General features: G+C 39.9%; 15 protein-coding genes. 3 read left to right on the forward strand and 12 right to left on the reverse strand.

Going from position 1 to position 18,123, the window contains the following annotated elements; all coding sequences use genetic code 11:
* Positions 1-4 precede the first annotated feature (4 nt).
* The 11 genes from JQ843_RS01875 to JQ843_RS01925 form a co-directional block, all read right to left on the reverse strand.
* Complete coding sequence (locus JQ843_RS01875) at positions 5-1,567, reverse strand: 2-isopropylmalate synthase (RefSeq protein WP_203212756.1); 1,563 nt, start codon at positions 1,565-1,567, stop codon at positions 5-7.
* 313 nt (positions 1,568-1,880) lie between these two features.
* The gene (locus tag JQ843_RS01880) at positions 1,881-2,537 is read right to left on the reverse strand and encodes an MmcQ/YjbR family DNA-binding protein (RefSeq protein ID WP_203212757.1); all 657 of its coding nucleotides are present in this window, start codon (positions 2,535-2,537) and stop codon (positions 1,881-1,883) included.
* A gap of 43 nt (positions 2,538-2,580) precedes the next feature.
* The gene (locus JQ843_RS01885; protein ID WP_203212758.1) at positions 2,581-3,213 is read right to left on the reverse strand and encodes a copper homeostasis protein CutC; all 633 of its coding nucleotides are present in this window, start codon (positions 3,211-3,213) and stop codon (positions 2,581-2,583) included.
* Between the two features lie 93 nt (positions 3,214-3,306).
* Positions 3,307-3,666, reverse strand: a complete 360-nt coding sequence (locus JQ843_RS01890; protein WP_203212759.1) for a YbaN family protein — start codon at positions 3,664-3,666, stop codon at positions 3,307-3,309.
* 258 nt (positions 3,667-3,924) lie between these two features.
* On the reverse strand, positions 3,925-6,012 hold the full coding sequence (gene topA, locus JQ843_RS01895) for a type I DNA topoisomerase (protein ID WP_203212760.1): 2,088 nt from the start codon (positions 6,010-6,012) through the stop codon (positions 3,925-3,927).
* Positions 6,013-6,129: 117 nt separating this feature from the next.
* Complete coding sequence (gene dprA / locus JQ843_RS01900) at positions 6,130-6,978, reverse strand: DNA-processing protein DprA (protein ID WP_203212761.1); 849 nt, start codon at positions 6,976-6,978, stop codon at positions 6,130-6,132.
* A gap of 87 nt (positions 6,979-7,065) precedes the next feature.
* Complete coding sequence (locus tag JQ843_RS01905) at positions 7,066-7,755, reverse strand: sugar phosphate nucleotidyltransferase (RefSeq protein WP_084926570.1); 690 nt, start codon at positions 7,753-7,755, stop codon at positions 7,066-7,068.
* 11 nt (positions 7,756-7,766) lie between these two features.
* Entirely contained in the window at positions 7,767-8,645 is an 879-nt protein-coding gene (locus JQ843_RS01910; RefSeq protein ID WP_004269680.1) for a DMT family transporter, read from the reverse strand.
* Positions 8,635-9,504 (reverse strand): choline kinase LicA, encoded by an 870-nt coding sequence (gene licA / locus JQ843_RS01915; protein WP_020902791.1) that lies wholly within the window; start codon positions 9,502-9,504, stop codon positions 8,635-8,637. Before licA ends, JQ843_RS01910 begins: the two co-directional genes overlap by 11 nt.
* Before the next feature lie 16 nt (positions 9,505-9,520).
* Positions 9,521-10,543: a ribitol-5-phosphate dehydrogenase gene (locus JQ843_RS01920; protein ID WP_000609896.1), complete on the reverse strand. Its 1,023-nt coding sequence runs from the start codon at positions 10,541-10,543 to the stop codon at positions 9,521-9,523.
* 4 nt (positions 10,544-10,547) lie between these two features.
* Positions 10,548-11,255: an IspD/TarI family cytidylyltransferase gene (locus JQ843_RS01925; RefSeq protein ID WP_203212762.1), complete on the reverse strand. Its 708-nt coding sequence runs from the start codon at positions 11,253-11,255 to the stop codon at positions 10,548-10,550.
* 440 nt (positions 11,256-11,695) lie between these two features.
* Here JQ843_RS01925 and tacF point away from each other — a divergent pair, with 440 nt between their 5' ends.
* Genes tacF through JQ843_RS01940 form a run of 3 tightly spaced genes read left to right on the forward strand, consistent with a single transcriptional unit; the run spans position 11,696 to position 14,807 of the window.
* Positions 11,696-13,183, forward strand: a complete 1,488-nt coding sequence (tacF, locus tag JQ843_RS01930; RefSeq protein ID WP_203212763.1) for a type IV teichoic acid flippase TacF — start codon at positions 11,696-11,698, stop codon at positions 13,181-13,183.
* A 9-nt stretch (positions 13,184-13,192) separates the two neighbouring features.
* Positions 13,193-13,996 carry a LicD family protein gene (locus tag JQ843_RS01935; RefSeq protein ID WP_203212764.1) on the forward strand — a complete coding sequence of 268 codons (804 nt, stop codon included), beginning with the start codon at positions 13,193-13,195 and terminating at the stop codon, positions 13,994-13,996.
* 1 nt (position 13,997) lies between these two features.
* On the forward strand, positions 13,998-14,807 hold the full coding sequence (locus JQ843_RS01940; protein WP_023946911.1) for a LicD family protein: 810 nt from the start codon (positions 13,998-14,000) through the stop codon (positions 14,805-14,807).
* Positions 14,808-14,876: 69 nt separating this feature from the next.
* On the opposite strand, the gene carB is transcribed toward JQ843_RS01940, so the two are convergent.
* Positions 14,877-18,053, reverse strand: coding sequence for a carbamoyl-phosphate synthase large subunit (gene carB / locus JQ843_RS01945; RefSeq protein ID WP_203212765.1), 3,177 nt, complete (start codon positions 18,051-18,053; stop codon positions 14,877-14,879).
* Positions 18,054-18,123: the final 70 nt, after the last annotated feature.

Genomic DNA, 18,123 nt, shown 5'->3' on the forward strand with positions numbered 1-18,123 from the left:
TCCTTTACACACTCGGCATGTCACGGTAGGAAACACTTCGTCCCATCTCACCAGCATTCTCTTTTTGAACAAAGGTATTGGCATTGATGTAGGCAATAGCTGAAGCCTTCAACACATCGAAATCAAGACCTGCTGCGTTAAAGATTGTCTCTGTATCTCTATTTTCAACAGTAACCAAAACCCGAGCCTGGGCATCGATTCCATCCGTCACAGCGTCAATAGTGTAGGATACCAAGCGAACGGATTGATTGAAGAATTTGTCGATAGCATTGAAGATAGCTTCAACAGAACCTTGTCCTGTCGCATTAAATTCGACTTTCTCATCTTCCATATTAGCTAGGCTAACGAGTGCTTCTATATCATTATCCGTATGAGTTTGTAGTTGTAAATCATCAAAGTGGAAGCCTTCTGGATTTTCAACCATGGTTCCAGCTACCAAAGCTCGAATATCTGCATCTGTGATTTCTTGTTTTTTGTCCGCTAACGCCTTGAACTTAGCAAAGAGTGGCTTGATGTCCTCCTCTGTAAATTCTAGGGCCAATTCTCTTAGTTTCTCTACAAAGGCATGACGTCCAGATAATTTTCCAAGCGGAAGACTATTACTCTTAACACCAACCAATTCAGGGGTGATGATCTCATAAGTGAGAGGATTTTTAAGGACTCCATCTTGGTGAATACCAGATTCGTGAGAGAAGGCATTACCACCAACGACGGCCTTGTTTTTAGGAACTGGAATACCTGAGAAGCGAGAAACCATTTCTGACGTATTGATGGTCTCATTTAAGACAATACTGGTTTCTGCTTGGTAGTAATCTTGGCGAATATTAAGGGCCACTGCAATTTCTTCCAAAGCAGCATTCCCAGCTCGCTCACCAATACCGTTGATAGTTCCTTCGACACGGCCCGCCCCATTCTTAACAGCAGCAAGGCTATTTGCCACTGCCATTCCGAGGTCATCATGACAGTGTGGTGAATAGATAATCTGACGATCTGTCTTGACATTCTCAATCAAGTGTTTGAAGATAGCTCCGTATTCCTCTGGTGTGGTAAATCCTACCGTATCAGGGATATTGATATAAGACGCCCCTGCATCGACCGCTGTTTGAACGACTTGCAAGAGGAAATCCAACTCTGTTCTGGTCGCATCCTCAGGAGAGAATTCAACAATCTCAAACTTAGAACGGGCATAGGAAACATGCTCCTTAATAGCTTCCAAAATCTCTTCCTTACTCTTATTGAGCTTATACTTTCGGTGAATTGGACTGGTAGCGATAAAGACGTGAACCTGTGGATACTTGGCATCCTTGAGGGCCTCGTAACAAGCATCAATATCAGACTTGACAGAGCGGGCTAAACCAGTCACCGCTGTTTTCTTCAAGGCCTTAGCAATCTCCTGAACTGCTGTAAATGAATCAGGACTCGCCGCTGGAAAACCAGCTTCGATGGCTGAAATACCCCATTTCTCCAGCTGTCTTGCAATGGCAATTTTTTCCTTGATTGAAAAGTTAACACCCGGTGTCTGTTCTCCATCCCGAAGGCTGGTATCTAGAAATTCAACTGTTCGCATAAGATTTCCCCTTTTCCAAATATGGTTTTAAAAAAACATCTCGCTTAGAAATCCAAGCGAGATGTTGATTTACTCCCGCTTGGTAAGCCAAACAGGACTAATGCTTTTTGCACTAGCCCGAGTACCTCAACAACAAAGCAAATTGATTAAACTTAGCTGTTTTCATGTTTGACTTTCTCCTTCGTTTGATATCTTGTTTAGTATTTTAGCATAGGCAAAAGTACTTGTCAAGAAAAAATCCAATATTTTCTGAAAATTTCTTCAGTAGAGAATATTTTGCTAATTGAAAGTTTTTGAAAAATCTTGAAATATTTCATTTTTTAAAGGTTAAGCTCCAACTTTTTTCTATCAATTCCAGTACTTTTTCGTCTGATAAAGTATCATCAAGCGCCACACTAATCCAGTAGCGTTTGTTCATATGAAAGGCTGGATAAATGCCCTTTTTTGAAAGTAAGTCAGCTACTTGGTCATGTTTGAGGTTGACTGCTTCCACCTGTCCTTCTCTGCCCTTTTCCAGCTTATCCCAAGATATTTTCATCAAGACGGCATACCACTTTTGATTGCCTTCGTGTCTTAACACTGCCGTATCAGGAGATTTCTCCCACAAATACTCCAACTGATTACCATACTTTTCCTGAACTTGAGTCACGATTCGTTTAGTCTGAGGACAGATAAAATCTTGCACATCAAAACAAGCCTTCCGAATCTGGTAAAGAATCTCCAGACAAGCCTCACGAACACTTCCGACAAAACTCCCTCTCATACTTTCCATATGGACTTGAGGATAGAGGTCACTCGTTTCCTGGTCAAAGACTTGAAAGCTCATATTATCAGTAGTTATGGACACAATCATGACAAAGTCTCCCTGTAAAATCTGGCAACTATAGGTCCAGACTCCACTATTTTCTACAAAACCATAGGCATGAGCTTTTTCTTGATTAAACTGATAGGATTTAAATATTTCAAACATAAGCGAAAACTGCTACCCAAAGCTAGCAGTTCCTTTCTATTTTTTAAAAGACAACCTTGGTTCCGTGGAGCTGTGTCACACCTAGTTGGTCGATAAAGGTTTGACGGTTGTCCAAGTCAATCCCCCCACCTGGTAGAATTTCAATCTTACCTTTAGCATGTTCTAAAATTCTGTGATAGTGAGCAAAACGTTTTTCTAAGGAGTCACCAGACACACCAGCACGAGTTAAGATACGAGTAACACCAGCTTGGCTGAGCCAGTCAATAGCTTCCAGTTGATCTTCATCGCTCAATTCATCAAAGGCCATGTGAAAGACAATTTCCATTCCTTTTGATGTAGCAATTAACTTCTCAAGATTAGGCTTATCCAACTTCTTATCAGCAGTTAAAACCCCAAATACAACTCCTTGACTTCCAGCCTGAGCAGTCAACCGAATGTCTTCTAGCATAATAGCAATTTCTAGTTCATTATAGACAAAGTCGCCACCACGTGGACGAATCATGGTCATGATAGTCGTATCGTAGTTAGCTGCCAATTCAACCGCTGCCTTGGTCACGCCATAGCTTGGTGTTGTTCCTCCCACTGCTAGATTATCACAGAGTTCGATTCGACGAGCTCCAGCCTGCATCGCTTTTTCAAGCAAGGTCACATTTTCAGCACAAAATTCGTAAATCATTTAATTCTCCTTGAAGATTACTTTAAATTCATTATATCATATTGTTATGAATATGCTTTCAATTTTATCAAGGGAAATAGTGACAAATTTTACTTATTCTTTATCCGGAATGACCTTGAAGAGATAATAAGTGATAAAGACGGTCAAGGCTCCTAGACCGATTTTTACTGGTAAAAGAGGGGCAAAATAAATAGAAATTCCCATCAAGATGTAGATAGATACGATAATTTTTTTCTTACGTTCACGCGCAATTGACTTAGTCTCACGAAAATCAGCTACATATGCTTGATAGAGCTTGGTATGATAAAGCCAGTCTTCGAAACGCTTGGAACTTCTGGAAAAACAAGCAATAGACAACAAAAGAAAAGGCGTTGTGGGCAACAAGGGTAAAACAACCCCAATAATAGCCAAGGCTAGTGATAAAAAACCAATAATTAGATAGATAAGACGCATAACTTCTCCTAGTTAATACTCTTCGAAAATCTCTTCAAACCGCGTCAACGTCACCCTTACCGTAGGTATGGTTCCTGACTTCGTCAGTCTCTTCTGCAACCTCAAAGCAGTGCTTTGAGCAACCTGCGGTTAGTTTCCTAGTTTGCTCTTTGATTTTCATTGAGTATAAAATAATCTTCTTCTAGTTTCGCATACAATGGTGAATTTTGTCAAGTTCCAACCAAAAAGAGCCTGAAATTCACTTTCAGGACTCTCCTCTTATTTAATCTTTTCTTCTTCGTAGTCACCATTACTACATACAACCTGCTTGCCACCACCGCGGACTTTTTTCTCCATGAGGAAGTTGCCACATTTTGGACAGTCACGACCAACAGGCTTGTCCCAAGAAGTAAATTCACAATCTGGATAGCGATTGCAACCATAGAAGAGGCGATTGCGTTTGGTTTTACGTTCAATGATTTGTCCCTGATGACAGCTTGGACACTCAACACCAATCTCTTTCACGATTGCTTGGGTATGACGGCAATCTGGGAAATTGCTACAAGCATAGAACTTACCAAAACGACCAAGTTTAATGACCATTGGACTGCCACACACTTCACAGTCAAATCCAGCTGGTTCATCCTTGATTTGGATTTTTTCCATTTCTTCTTCAGCCTTGGCCACTTCTTTGGAGAATGGTCTGTAAAAGGCATCAATGACACGTTGCCACTGCTCTTTTCCAACTTCGACATCATCCAGTTTGCCTTCCATTTCAGCTGTAAAGGTCACGTTTACGATATCTGGGAAATATTCAACGATGAGCTTGTTAACAATTTCTCCCAACTCTGTCGGTTCAAAACGTTTGGCTACAAGACGAACATAATAACGTTTCTGAATAGTTTCAATGGTCGGTGCGTAGGTTGACGGACGTCCAACCCCATTTTCCTCCAAGGTCTTGATCAGTGTCGCTTCAGAATAGCGAGCAGGTGGTTGAGTAAAATGTTGCTCTGGTTTGCTATTAATCTGCTTAACCACATCTCCAACAGCCATGTCTGGTAACATCTTATTCTTGTCAGAATCATTGTAAATGGCAAGATAACCATCAAACTTAACCTGACTACCATTAGCAGCAAATTGAACCCCATTTTGAGACAATTTAACAGCCATGGTATCAAAGACAGCAGCTGTCATCTGGCTAGCCACAAAACGATTCCAAATAAGAGTATAAAGCTTGAGTTGATCCTTGTCCAAATACTTAGCAATACTTTCAGGTGTATTAAAGACACTAGACGGACGAATAGCCTCGTGGGCATCCTGAGCTCCTGAAGCATTTTTGACCTTGCTACCATGTTTAGAATACTTGCTACCAAAACGGTCCGTAATGAAGTTTGCTGCCTCATTTTGCGCTACAGGACTGATACGAGTCGAATCGGTACGCATATAGGTAATCAAACCTTGAACACCAGAACCGATATTAATTCCTTCATAGAGCTGTTGGGCAACCATCATGGTTTTTCGAGTACGGAAATTGATTTTATTGGCAGCATCCATCTGCATAGATGAAGTGGTATAGGGTAAAGGAGCATTGCGTTTGCGCTCTTTCTTATCCACCTGATCTACTGAAAAGTCTTTACTAGTCAGACGAGACAAGATTTCCTTGACCTCATCATTACTAGTCAGTTTCAGCTTTTTGCCATCTACTCCATAGAAGGAAGCCTGAAATTGCTTGGTTCCCTTTTTAAAAACACCATCAATTGTCCAGTATTCTTCTGGCTGGAAAGCATTGATTTCATTTTCACGGTCAATGATTAACTTAAGCGCAATGGACTGGACGCGTCCTGCTGACAAGCCCTTCTTGACCTTCTTCCACAAAATAGGCGAAATCGAATACCCGACCAAGCGGTCCAGGACTCGACGTGCCTGTTGGGCATCGACCAAGTCCATATCAATCTTGCGTGGTTCTTTAAAAGCATTTTTGACCGCATCCTTGGTGATTTCATTGAAGACCACACGGTTGGCATCATTTTCATCCAAGTTGAGAATATGAGCCAAATGCCAAGAAATCGCTTCTCCTTCACGGTCCGGGTCACTCGCCAGAAAGACTTTATTAGCTTTTTTAGCTTCTTTTTTCAAGTCATTGATAAGAGGACCTTTTCCTCGAATATTGATATATTGCGGTTCATAATTATTTTCAATATCGACTGACATACTGGATTTCTTCAAATCACGGATATGCCCAACACTAGCTAAAACCTTGTAGTTTCTGCCTAGATATTTTTCAATCGTCTTGGCCTTAGCAGGCGACTCCACGATTACTAGATTTTTTTTAACTGTTGATTTTTTCTTTTTTGTTGCCGTAGCCACAGTATCACACCTTTTCAAAGTAATAAACTTTATAAAGTGTAAACCATTTTGCCATAACTGTCAAGACTTAGCTCCTATATATAGAAGAAAAGTTGGTTTAGAAAGAGAAATTTTGTCTTAAAATTCAAATTCCGCAAGAACATCTTGCCCGCTGGTGACCAATTTTGCCCCTTCTTGAATCAAATGATGGCAACCGTCTGATAGTCCATCTAAAATGCTACCAGGAATAGCAAAAACATCGCGTCCTTCTTCCATGGCCCTCTCACAGGTAATGAGACTACCTGAGCGCATCTTAGCCTCTGCTACAATCACACCACGACAAAGTCCAGCAATGATGCGATTACGGGCAGGAAAATGAAATTTCAGAGGTTGTTCACCAGGTCCATATTCACTAAGAACCAGATGGTCATTGCTGATATAGTCTTGCAAGCGTTTATTGGCTTTAGGATAAAACACATCCAGTCCTGTTCCAATCACTGCAATAGTTTTACCGCCATTCTGGAGAGCTGCCATATGAGCTGCTGTGTCAATGCCCTTGGCTAATCCACTGACGATAACCAGTTCATTTTCCAATCCCTGAATAATTTTTTCAACCGACTTAGCTCCCTGTTTGCTGCAAGAACGACTTCCTACGACTGCTACCTTAGGAAATTTCAAGAGGTCGAGATTGCCCTTGTAAAATAAAAGCACAGGAGCATCGTATATTTCACTCAAATCCCAAGGGTAACAGTCATCTAAAATAGAAAAAGATGGAAATTTTTGAAACTCCTTCTCCAAATGCGCATCGTCTATCTGAAAATAACGTTCCATAAAAACAGCTGGATTTCGGCAGCCTGATATATCTGCAATATCTCCTAACAACAGTTCTTGATCGAAATTTTCACCATATTCTAGGACCTTCAAAACCTGTTGATTGGTCAAACCTGATTTTTTTAACTTATAGATTTCATAGTTTGTGATTTTCATAAATATCTCCATTTCTTTTTCTACTCATCTATTTATTCGTAAAAAATCAAAAAAACATCCGACTATTTTAGCCAGATGTTGGAATCTTTAATTTTCATTTTTAAGAATTTCTTCTAATTTATGGTAGTCTTGGACACTATCGATCTCATAGATGCTATTGCCTTCTAATTCTTCAACATAGACATCTAGCTCTTTGATATTATCCTTAACCATATTGTCCCAGTAGAGATCAACAAATTCACCACTCGCATAAGCCTTGTCTATAAAGCTGACAATCTTTTCTGCAGTTGGAGCGTCCCAGAAGGATACACCACTAAGGATACGACCAGCCTTGCTATCAACAGTAATGTCTTGAACCTTATAGTCATCTCCATAGACCAAGAACCATTCGTTGGTACAATCTTCACGATAAACACTAAAATAAGTCGAACGTGTCAAATCATTGCGGAACATATTTTTGAAGAGATAGTTATCCGCATCAATAACATAGCTGTTAGCCAACTCTTCTTTTACAAGATAGAGAGAGTAAAAGTTATTGTAGTCAGCGTATTTATCATTGAAAACGAGGCGAACACCATATTTTTCTTTTAAGTAATCGAATTGTTCTTTAAGGTAACCAACGATGATGATGATATCATGGATACCTTTTTCTTTGAGAAACTCAATTTGGTATTCAATCAAAGGTTTTTCATTAACCTGAACCAAGGCTTTAGGGGTATTTTCAGTCATAGGACGCAAGCGAGTTCCCAATCCCGCTGCTAAGATGATAGCTTTCACACGAATCTCCTTTATTCTTTAATAATAATATAAACTCCAGCAATGACGACAAGTGACGTAATAATTGTCAACATATCTAGCGGTGCACCCAAGAAAACAACAGCAAACAAGACTGTCCATACTACATAGCTCACATTCAAGCCTGTAGCCTTGGCTGGTTGCAAGCGATTGATAGCGATATAATAAGCCAAGTAGGAAATCATATCAAAGGCTGCAAAGACAATCATGAGACCTAGCAATTGTCCATTGGCCACTTCTGCAAATGACTGATGAGAGAAGAGCACAATCACAAGATAGGATAAGAATGAAGTTACTTGACGGATTAAGAGAGCTTCGATTTCACTCAATTCACTTTCCATGGCAAAGGAGCTAAGGACACTTTCACTCCCCCATGCAATGGCACAAACCAAAGCACAAAGAATCCCAATGTAGAAAGAATTAACCTGTTCAACCTTATAGGTCTGAGCAATAATCCCTCCAATAATCAAGACGATCCCAAACACAGTATTTTTCGAAATCTTGTGCTTCAAAAAGAAGAAAGCCAATAAAACTGAAATCGCAGGGTAAATAGCCGATACAGATGAAGCTAAGGAACTTCCGATATACTTAACTGCATAAAGATTGGCCTGCATACCGATAGGGCCTGCTAGCAAGGCTCCGATGATCACACTAACATTGCGAATATTTAAGAAAATTGAGAGACGAACTTTTCCTTCTTTTACCAAGAGAAAAGCTAGTAAGATAAAGATACTCAAGAAATCGTGAGCAGCGGCTACCACAAAGGGCGACAAGTCAGTAAAAATTGAAAAGATATAAGCACTAATTGTCAGACCCAACCCCCAGAAAATACCTGAGAGTAGACCAAAAGAAACTCCATTTTTATTTTTCATCTGAACCTCCATAATAGGACAAACCTTTGACAGCTCTTTGGTAACGATTCACACCATAGTCACCAAAATCTGCGCCTTGCTCTTCCTTATAGACTGTCCATAAACTCCAAATAGTATCTTGTAAAATTTTATAGATCGCAATCTTTTCACGAGAGACAGGTGTTTGCTCACTGTCATAGTGAGATAGGAAGGCTTCTTCCTCTTGACGAGTGAATTCAGACTCTAAAAAGAGGGCAGCCAAATCCCACATTGGATCGTTCATTGATGAATATTCCCAGTCAATCAAATAAAGTCGTCCTTGAGGTGATTCGATAAAGTTTTCAGGCACCAAATCGATATGACAAGATTTTCTGTCAACACCTAAGTCAGCCAATCTTTTCTCTAAGGAGAAGACTTCTTCTCGAACAGCTTCATAGTTGGCATACGGGATTTTTTCTTCAATCAAAGATTCGTATTTTTTGATTTCTTCAAAAGGAGCAAATTCTCCTCTTAATTCCTTACCAGAAGCATGAATGGTTTGTAAAATTGGAGCAATTTTATCAAACTTGGTCTTGATTGACGTTGAATCAAGCGTAATCGCAGATTCGATATACTCATTTACTTTGATACCAGCTTCAATATCAAAAAGATAATTTTTTACATCTAAGTCTAAATCCTTTAGTAGTTCAAGATTGTACTTTTCATCTTGACGATTGATCAGCTTTTCTGTCCCTTTACCAAAGAACTTAACGATGTATTGCTTATTTGTTGTTTTGACCAAATAGTTTTGATTGGTCATTCCCCCCAGTTGTTCAACACTGAGGACTTCCTCTTCTTCACTAAGTAGGGAAGAAATTTTCTCTTTAATGATTTTCTCCACAATTAACCTCCAGCACCTATACTTCCCACTTAAACACGGTTTTAAAGGCTGTGTTTAAATCGGTTGCAAAGACACGGTGAATATCTTTAATTTCTCTTACAGGTTCTTCTAGATAAAGGATATTTTTAAGACGATTGGCAAATTTCTTGACTTCCATCATTTGGATTGCATTTTCAAAATCGATGCGACCAGAACGAGAAGATCCAACTAAGAGCAAGCCTTTTTCTAAGGCATCGCGTGTATTGAGATTGACTTTATACTCGCTAACTCCCATCATGAGAATCGTTCCCTGAGGACGAATATAGCGAATCAAGTCATTAATGGCTGGTCCAGTACCATCACCACCACAACACTCAAAAGCGTGGTCAAAGGCCAAATCTTCAGGAATATTGTCAGTAATATAGCATTCTTTGGCAAATGAGAAAAGTTCCAATTTTTCCCAATGACGACCAATAACCACAATCTCTGCTTCTGGCAAAGTATAGTTGATAATATTGGCAACCACAAATGCTAAACTGCCATCTCCGATAACAGCGATTCGGTCCCGCTTGCTATGAGCAAGGGTCAATAAGCGATTCATAGCATGCATACCGACACTGACAAACTCTGTAATGGCTGCAACCGTGTCTTCAATAGCATCATAAGCCACCACACGGTCTTTAGGGAGAGAAACAAACTCTCTCATAAAGCCATCAAAGCCACTAGACAAGAAATGGGTCCCTGTCATGTAGTTTTCATAGAATTCTTCATCACTCTGCATAGGAGGCTGATTCGGAATCATGACAACTTTTTGACCAACTTCGTAGGTTCCTGTAGGGTCAGAAATAACGGTTCCACACGACTCGTGAATCATTGCCATTGGAAGTTTTTTATTCAAAACCTTGGGATCACGTTTCCCCTGGTAGTAACGCTGATCCGCATGACAGACCGCCATATAATTAGGGCGGATGAGGATATGATTCTCTTGGTCAATAGCCTCTTCCTGATATTTGACATTGATAAACTTAGGCTTAGTTAGTTGATAAATTTGATTAATCATTTTACTAGTCTTTCTCAATCATACTTTTTGCAATCTTCAAATCTGTTACGGTTGTAATCTTCAGATTTGAGTATTCACCCTTGGCCAAGGCCACATCTTTTCCTTTAATCACAAAGATTTTACATGCATCTGTCAAGATTTCCTTCTCTTCAGCAGAGAGAGAACCGTAAAGGTCCATGAAGTCCTTGCAACGGAATGTTTGAGGTGTTTGTCCTTGATAAAGGTGAGCACGATTTGGAATATCTGTAATGAATTGACCATTGGTACTTTCAACGATAGTATCAACCGCTTCTACCACTGTGTCCACTGCGTCATGATTTTGCGCAAGTTTGATATTGTCTTGAATCATGCGAAGTGTAATAAATGGACGAACAGAATCGTGGGTAACAACGATATCATCTGGAGTAAGCGGACGATAAGCATCAATGGCTTCAATGATTTTCTCAATACTTGTATTGCGGTCAGCACCACCCTTTGTAATGATGATACGGTCCTTATGAAGAGGTAGATATTTATCTACAAGATCCTCTGCATGGGAAACCCAGTCTCCATGAACCCCAACTACAATTTTTTCAATACTTGGTTCCAAGACAAATTTTTCAATTGTATGAATCAAGATAGGTCGATCACCTAACTCTAAAAATTGTTTTGGCAAGTTACTGATTCCCATGCGTGTGCCAGTTCCACCAGCAAGAATTCCTGCATAAATCATCTATTTTCTCCTTTGTCTTACTAAAAAAACTTATTCTCTCTATTATACCACAATCTAGTCCTATCATGAAAGAAATACCGACCCTCCCGTTCTAGAATAGAAGGATTAAGGAGTTCTATTATTCAAAATAACTAGTCCATTTCTAGTAATGACTAGGAATTCGGTAGTCATTACCAATAAATGGCTGTGAAATTTTAGAGTTCTTCAGAATAATATAGTTTTCTTAAAGAAAACTTAAAATTAAGCTTTGAAACTTCAAAGTGATTACTTGACTTATACTCAATGAAAATCAAAAAGCAAACTAGGAAGCTAGCCGTAAGCTGTACTTGAGTACGGTAAGGCGACGCTGACGTGGTTTGAATTTGATTTTCGAAGAGTATTACTGCCCTTCATTTCTTATTAGCTGACTTTATGATATAATGAAAAACGAGGTAAATTGAATGAAAAGTATAAAATTAAATGCTCTATCTTACATGGGAATTCGTGTCTTGAATATTATTTTTCCCATCTTAACTGGTACCTACGTCGCGCGTGTCTTGGACCGAACTGACTATGGTTACTTCAACTCAGTCGACACAATTTTGTCATTTTTCTTACCCTTTGCGACTTATGGGGTCTATAACTACGGTTTACGGGCCATCAGTAATGTCAAGGATAACAAAAAAGATCTGAATAGAACCTTCTCTAGTCTTTTTTATTTGTGCATAGCTTGTACAATTTTGACCACTGCTGTCTATATCCTAGCCTATCCTCTCTTCTTTACTGATAATCCAATCATCAAAAAAGTCTACCTTGTTATGGGGATTCAACTCATTGCCCAGATTTTTTCAATCGAATGGGTCAATGAAGCTCTGGAAAATTACAGTTTTCTGTTTTACAAAACTGCCTTCATCCGTATCCTGATGCTGGTCTCTATTTTCCTTTTTGTTAAAAATGAGCACGATATTGTTGTCTATACACTGGTGATGAGTTTATCGACACTAATTAACTACCTGATTAGTTATTTTTGGATTAAAAGAGACATCAAACTTGTTAAGATTCACCTAAGTGATTTTAAACCTCTCTTTCTTCCTCTGACAGCCATGTTGGTCTTCGCCAATGCAAATATGCTCTTCACTTTTTTGGATCGCCTCTTCCTCGTTAAAACAGGGATTGATGTTAACGTTAGTTACTATACCATGGCTCAACGAATTGTGACAGTTATAGCTGGTGTTGTAACAGGAGCTATCGGAGTGAGTGTGCCTCGTCTCAGTTACTATTTGGGTAAAGGAGACAAAGAAGCCTATGTTTCTCTGGTTAACAGAGGAAGTCGAATCTTTAACTTCTTTATCATTCCACTGAGCTTTGGACTCATGGTTTTAGGACCAAATGCCATCCTACTTTACGGTAGTGAAAAATATATCGGAGGTGGTATCTTAACCTCTCTCTTCGCTTTTCGTACGATTATCCTGGCCTTAGATACCATTCTTGGTTCCCAAATTCTCTTTACAAATGGCTATGAAAAACGAATCACAGTCTATACAGTCTTTGCAGGATTACTCAATTTGGGCTTAAATAGTCTCCTCTTTTTCAACCACATCGTGGCTCCTGAATACTACTTACTGACAACTATGCTATCAGAGGCCTCTCTACTTGTTTTCTATATCATTTTCATCCATAGAAAACAACTCATCCACTTAGGACATATCTTTAGCTATACTGTTCGATACTCGCTCTTTTCACTTTCCTTTGTAGGAATTTATTTCCTGATTAATTTCTTGTATCCCGTGGATATGGTCATTAATTTGCCATTTTTGATTAATACTGGTTTGATTGTCTTGCTATCATCCATCTCTTATATTGGTCTACTTGCCTTCACCAAAGATAGCATTTTCTATGAATTTTTAAACCATGTCCTAGCCTTAAAAAATAAATTCAAAAAATCATAGGAGTTTAGAATGAAACAACTAACCATTGAAGATGCCAAACAAATTGAATTAGAAATTTTGTATTATATTGATACTCTCTGTAAAAAGCACAATATCAACTATATTATTAACTACGGTACTCTGATTGGGGCAGTTCGACATCAGGGCTTTATCCCTTGGGACGACGATATTGATCTGTCCATGCCTCGAGAAGACTACCAACGATTTATAAACATTTTTCAAAAGGAAAAAAGCAAATATAAGCTCCTTTCCTTAGAAACTGATAAGAACTACTTTAACAACTTTATCAAAATAACAGACAGTACAACTAAAATTATTGATACTCGAAATACAAAAACCTATGAGTCAGGTGTTTTTATCGATATTTTCCCTATGGATCGCTTTGATGATCCTAAGGTCATTGATATTTGTTACAAACTGGAAAGCTTCAAACTACTGTCTTTCAGTAAACATAAAAATATTGTCTATAAGGATAGCCTTTTAAAAGATTGGATACGAACAGCCTTTTGGTTGCTCCTTCGACCTGTTTCTCCTCGTTATTTCGCACATAAAATCGAGAAAGAAATTCAAAAATATAGTCGTGAAAATGGGCAGTATATGGCTTTTATCCCTTCTAAATTTAAGGAAAAGGAAGTCTTCCCAAGTAGTACCTTCGATAAAACAATCGATCTCCCCTTTGAGAATTTAAGCCTTCCTGCACCTGAAAAATTTGATACTATTTTGACGCAATTTTATGGAGATTATATGACCCTACCACCAGAAGAAAAACGCTTCTACAGTCATGAATTTCATGCCTACAAATTGGAGGATTAGGATGCAATATTTAGAAAAAGAAGAAATTAAAGAAATCCAACTAGCTCTGCTAGATTATATTGATGAGACTTGTAAGAAACATAATATTCCTTATTTTCTCAGTTATGGAACCATGCTTGGAGCTATCCGCCACAAAGGTATGATTCCTTGGGATGATGATATTGATATTTCTCTCTATCGTGAAGATTATGAGCGCTTATTGAAGATTATTGAAGAAGAAAATCACCCTCGCTACAAGGTTCTTTCCTACGATACATCTTCTTGGTACTTCCATAATTTCGCATCGATTTTGGATACTTCTACTGTTATCGAAGACCATGTTAAGTACAAGCGTCATGACACCAGTCTCTTTATCGATGTCTTCCCAATTGATCGCTTTACAGACTTGAGCATTGTCGACAAGAGTTATAAGTATGTAGCCCTTCGTCAACTAGCTTATATCAAAAAATCACGCGCAGTTCACGGTGATAGCAAATTAAAAGATTTTCTAAGATTATGTAGCTGGCACGCCCTCCGATTTGTCAATCCTCGTTACTTTTACAAGAAAATTGATCAGCTAGTCAAAAATGCTGCAACTAACACTCCTCAATATGAGGGAGGAATTGGTATTGGTAAAGAAGGAATGAAAGAAGTCTTCCCAGTTGATACCTTTAAAGAACTCATCTTAACTGAGTTTGAAGGCCGTATGCTGCCCGTCCCTAAAAAATATGATCAATTTTTAACCCAGATGTACGGGGATTATATGACACCACCATCAAAGGAAATGCAAGAATGGTATAGTCATAGCATTAAAGCTTATCGCAAAAGCTGATTAAGCAGTAGTTTACAAGAAAAAATATAACAAAAAAGAGAAGATTGTTACACCTTCTCTTTTTTCTATTTAAATTGCTTCTGTGACAAAACTACGGCTTTCAAGCACCTTAAGCATGGCGTTAGCTGTATCTAGGGCTGTAAAGAGGGGTACCCCGTGTTCAATGGCTGAACGACGGATTTGCTCACCATCTTCGTCTGCAGTTCGTTTTGTTCCAACTGTGTTAATGATAGCTTGAATTCTTCCTTTACGAACAAAGCTTGGAATATCCTTATCGTCATCACCAATCTTACCAACAGGTTGGGCTTGCAAGCCATGACTGGCAAAGAAGGCTGCTGTCCCTTCTGTCGCGAGGATTCCATAGCCAATATTTTGGAAACGACGAGCTAAGTCCAAAGCTTCTTCTTTGGCATCATCAGCGATAGTAAATACAACGTTACCAAAAGTTGGCAAGTGGAGGTAAGAAGCTTCAAAGGCCTTATAGAGAGCTTTTTCCAAAGTAGTATCAGAACCCATAACTTCACCTGTTGACTTCATTTCAGGACCGAGCAAGCTGTCTACCTTAGCTAGTTTGGTAAAGGAGAAGACAGGTGCCTTGATATGAACGCGAGTACTTTCAGGGTAAAGACCATCTTGGTAGCCCAGTTCTTCAAGGTTTTGACCAAGAATGAGCTTGGTCGCCACCTGAGCCATAGGGATATTGGTTACTTTTGAAAGGAATGGAACCGTACGGCTGGCACGTGGATTGACCTCAATAACATAGACTTTTTCATCCTTGATAACAAACTGGATGTTCATCATTCCAAGACAGTTAAGACCAATTGCTAGGCGCTTAGTATAGTCTGCGATTGTTTCTTGCACCTTTTGCGACAAGGTTTGTGGTGGGTAAACGGCCATTGAGTCACCTGAGTGAACACCAGCTCGTTCGATGTGCTCCATGATACCAGGGATGAGAACATTTTCTCCGTCTGAAATGGCATCAACTTCACACTCTTGTCCAACGATATAAGAATCAACAAGAACTGGGTGGTCTGGACTAGCCTTAACAGCAGTTCGCATGTAAGAACGAAGGTCTGCTTCGTTTTCAACGATTTCCATGGCACGTCCACCAAGTACATAAGATGGGCGGACAAGAACTGGGAAGCCAATCTTGCGAGCCGCAAGCACTGCTTCTTCTTCATTGGTAGCAGTTTGTCCTGGTGGCTGTGGAATATCCAAATCTTTAAGAGCTTGCTCGAAGAGGTCGCGGTCTTCGGCACGGTCTAGGTCAGCAACCTGTGTACCAAGGATGGTCACACCTGCTTTTGCCAATGGCTCCGCAAGGTTGATGGCTGTTTGACCACCGAACTGAACGATAACCCCTTTTGGTTGCTCCAAGTCGATGACATTCATGACATCTTCGAATGTTAATGGCTCAAAGTAAAGCTTATCTGACACAGAGAAGTCTGTTGAAACGGTCTCTGGGTTTGAGTTCATGATGATGGCTTCATAGCCAGCCGCTTGAATAGCCTTAACCGAGTGAACAGTTGCGTAGTCAAACTCAACACCTTGACCGATACGGATTGGACCAGAACCTAGGACTAGTACAGATTCCTTATCAGACTTGATAGACTCATTTTCCCAACCATAGGTTGAATAGAAATATGGTGTTTCAGAGTCAAACTCCGCCGCACAAGTATCCACCATCTTGTAGACTGGGACAATCTTGTTTTCCAAACGAAGTTGACGAACTTGGTCAGCTGTCGTTTCCCAGAGTTCAGCAATCTTACGGTCTGAGAAGCCATTCAGTTTGGCAGTTTTCAAAACGTCTAAATCTTGTGGATGTGCTCCCAGTTCTTGCTCGATTTCAAAGATATGTAAGAGTTTATCAAGATAGAAGATATCAATCTTAGTCAATTCAGCAATTTCTTCTGGTGTATAACCACGACGAATAGCTTCAGATACATAGAAGAGACGGTCATCTTGAGCTTTCACAACCTTTTCAATCAAGGCATCATCAGAAACTGCTGCAAGTTCAGGCATTTCATTGTGGTGAACGCCAATTTCAAGTGAACGACAAGCTTTAAGGAGAGATTCCTCGATGTTACGACCAATCGCCATGACTTCTCCAGTGGCCTTCATTTGTGTACCCAGACGACGCTCCCCTTTTTCAAACTTGTCAAATGGGAAACGTGGAATCTTGGCAACCACGTAGTCGAGGGCTGGCTCAAACATGGCATAGGTTGAACCCGTGACTGGGTTAATAACCTCATCCAAGGTCAAACCGACGGCAATCTTAGCAGCCAATTTGGCAATTGGGTAACCTGTCGCCTTAGAAGCAAGGGCTGACGAACGCGATACACGAGGGTTTACTTCGATGACATAGTATTTGAAGCTATGTGGATCAAGGGCTAGCTGAACGTTACATCCACCTTCAATCTTGAGGGCACGAATGATGCTCAAGCTCGCGTCACGTAGCATTTGGTTTTCATAGTCTGACATGGTTTGGGCTGGGGCAAATACAATGGAATCCCCTGTATGAATCCCAACTGGGTCAAAGTTTTCCATGTTACAAACAACCAAAGCATTGTCGGCTGAGTCACGCATCACTTCGTATTCGATTTCCTTGAAACCTGCGATTGAACGCTCAATCAAACATTGGGTCACAGGTGACAATTTCAATCCATTTTCAGCGATTTCACGCAATTCTTCCTCATTAGCACACATACCACCACCAGTACCACCAAGTGTAAAGGCTGGACGGACGATGACTGGGTAGCCAATTGTTGCTGCAAAGGCAACAGCTTCTTCAACAGTGTTGACAATTTCAGATTCTGGAATTGGTTGGTTGAGCTCTTCCATCAATTGTTTAAAGAGGTCACGGTCCTCCGCTTGGTCGATGGCAGATAATTTAGTTCCCAGAAGCTCAACACCAAGCTCATCAAGGATACCATTTTTAGATAATTCCATGGCCATGTTGAGACCTGTCTGACCACCGAGTGTTGGTAGCAAGGCATCTGGACGTTCCTTACGGAGAATACGAGTCACAAACTCAAGTGTAATAGGTTCGATATAGACCTTGTCCGCAATCTCCTTGTCCGTCATGATGGTTGCAGGGTTTGAGTTAACCAAAACAACCTCATAACCTTCCTCTTTTAACGACAAGCAAGCCTGGGTCCCAGCGTAGTCAAACTCAGCAGCCTGACCAATAATAATCGGACCAGAACCAATCACCATAATTTTTTGAATATCAGTACGTTTAGGCATAGTTTATGATACAAAGCCCGTAAAGAACACAGTGAAAATAGGAAACTCGGTGCAGACGCCTTCAGCGTCA

Source organism: Streptococcus mitis (genome assembly GCF_905187495.1).
Taxonomy (GTDB): domain Bacteria; phylum Bacillota; class Bacilli; order Lactobacillales; family Streptococcaceae; genus Streptococcus; species Streptococcus mitis_CU.

What these genes read in the sequence shown, in the direction of transcription:
- JQ843_RS01875 (WP_203212756.1), bottom strand. Translation starts at nt 1,567, where the DNA reads ATGCGAACAGTTGAATTTCTAGATACCAGCCTTCGGGATGGAGAACAG.
- JQ843_RS01880 (WP_203212757.1), bottom strand. Translation starts at nt 2,537, where the DNA reads ATGTTTGAAATATTTAAATCCTATCAGTTTAATCAAGAAAAAGCTCAT.
- JQ843_RS01885 (WP_203212758.1), bottom strand. Translation starts at nt 3,213, where the DNA reads ATGATTTACGAATTTTGTGCTGAAAATGTGACCTTGCTTGAAAAAGCG.
- JQ843_RS01890 (WP_203212759.1), bottom strand. Translation starts at nt 3,666, where the DNA reads ATGCGTCTTATCTATCTAATTATTGGTTTTTTATCACTAGCCTTGGCT.
- dprA (WP_203212761.1), bottom strand. Translation starts at nt 6,978, where the DNA reads ATGAAAATCACAAACTATGAAATCTATAAGTTAAAAAAATCAGGTTTG.
- JQ843_RS01910 (WP_004269680.1), bottom strand. Translation starts at nt 8,645, where the DNA reads ATGAAAAATAAAAATGGAGTTTCTTTTGGTCTACTCTCAGGTATTTTC.
- JQ843_RS01920 (WP_000609896.1), bottom strand. Translation starts at nt 10,543, where the DNA reads ATGATTAATCAAATTTATCAACTAACTAAGCCTAAGTTTATCAATGTC.
- JQ843_RS01925 (WP_203212762.1), bottom strand. Translation starts at nt 11,255, where the DNA reads ATGATTTATGCAGGAATTCTTGCTGGTGGAACTGGCACACGCATGGGA.
- tacF (WP_203212763.1), top strand. Translation starts at nt 11,696, where the DNA reads ATGAAAAGTATAAAATTAAATGCTCTATCTTACATGGGAATTCGTGTC.
- JQ843_RS01935 (WP_203212764.1), top strand. Translation starts at nt 13,193, where the DNA reads ATGAAACAACTAACCATTGAAGATGCCAAACAAATTGAATTAGAAATT.
- JQ843_RS01940 (WP_023946911.1), top strand. Translation starts at nt 13,998, where the DNA reads ATGCAATATTTAGAAAAAGAAGAAATTAAAGAAATCCAACTAGCTCTG.
- carB (WP_203212765.1), bottom strand. Translation starts at nt 18,053, where the DNA reads ATGCCTAAACGTACTGATATTCAAAAAATTATGGTGATTGGTTCTGGT.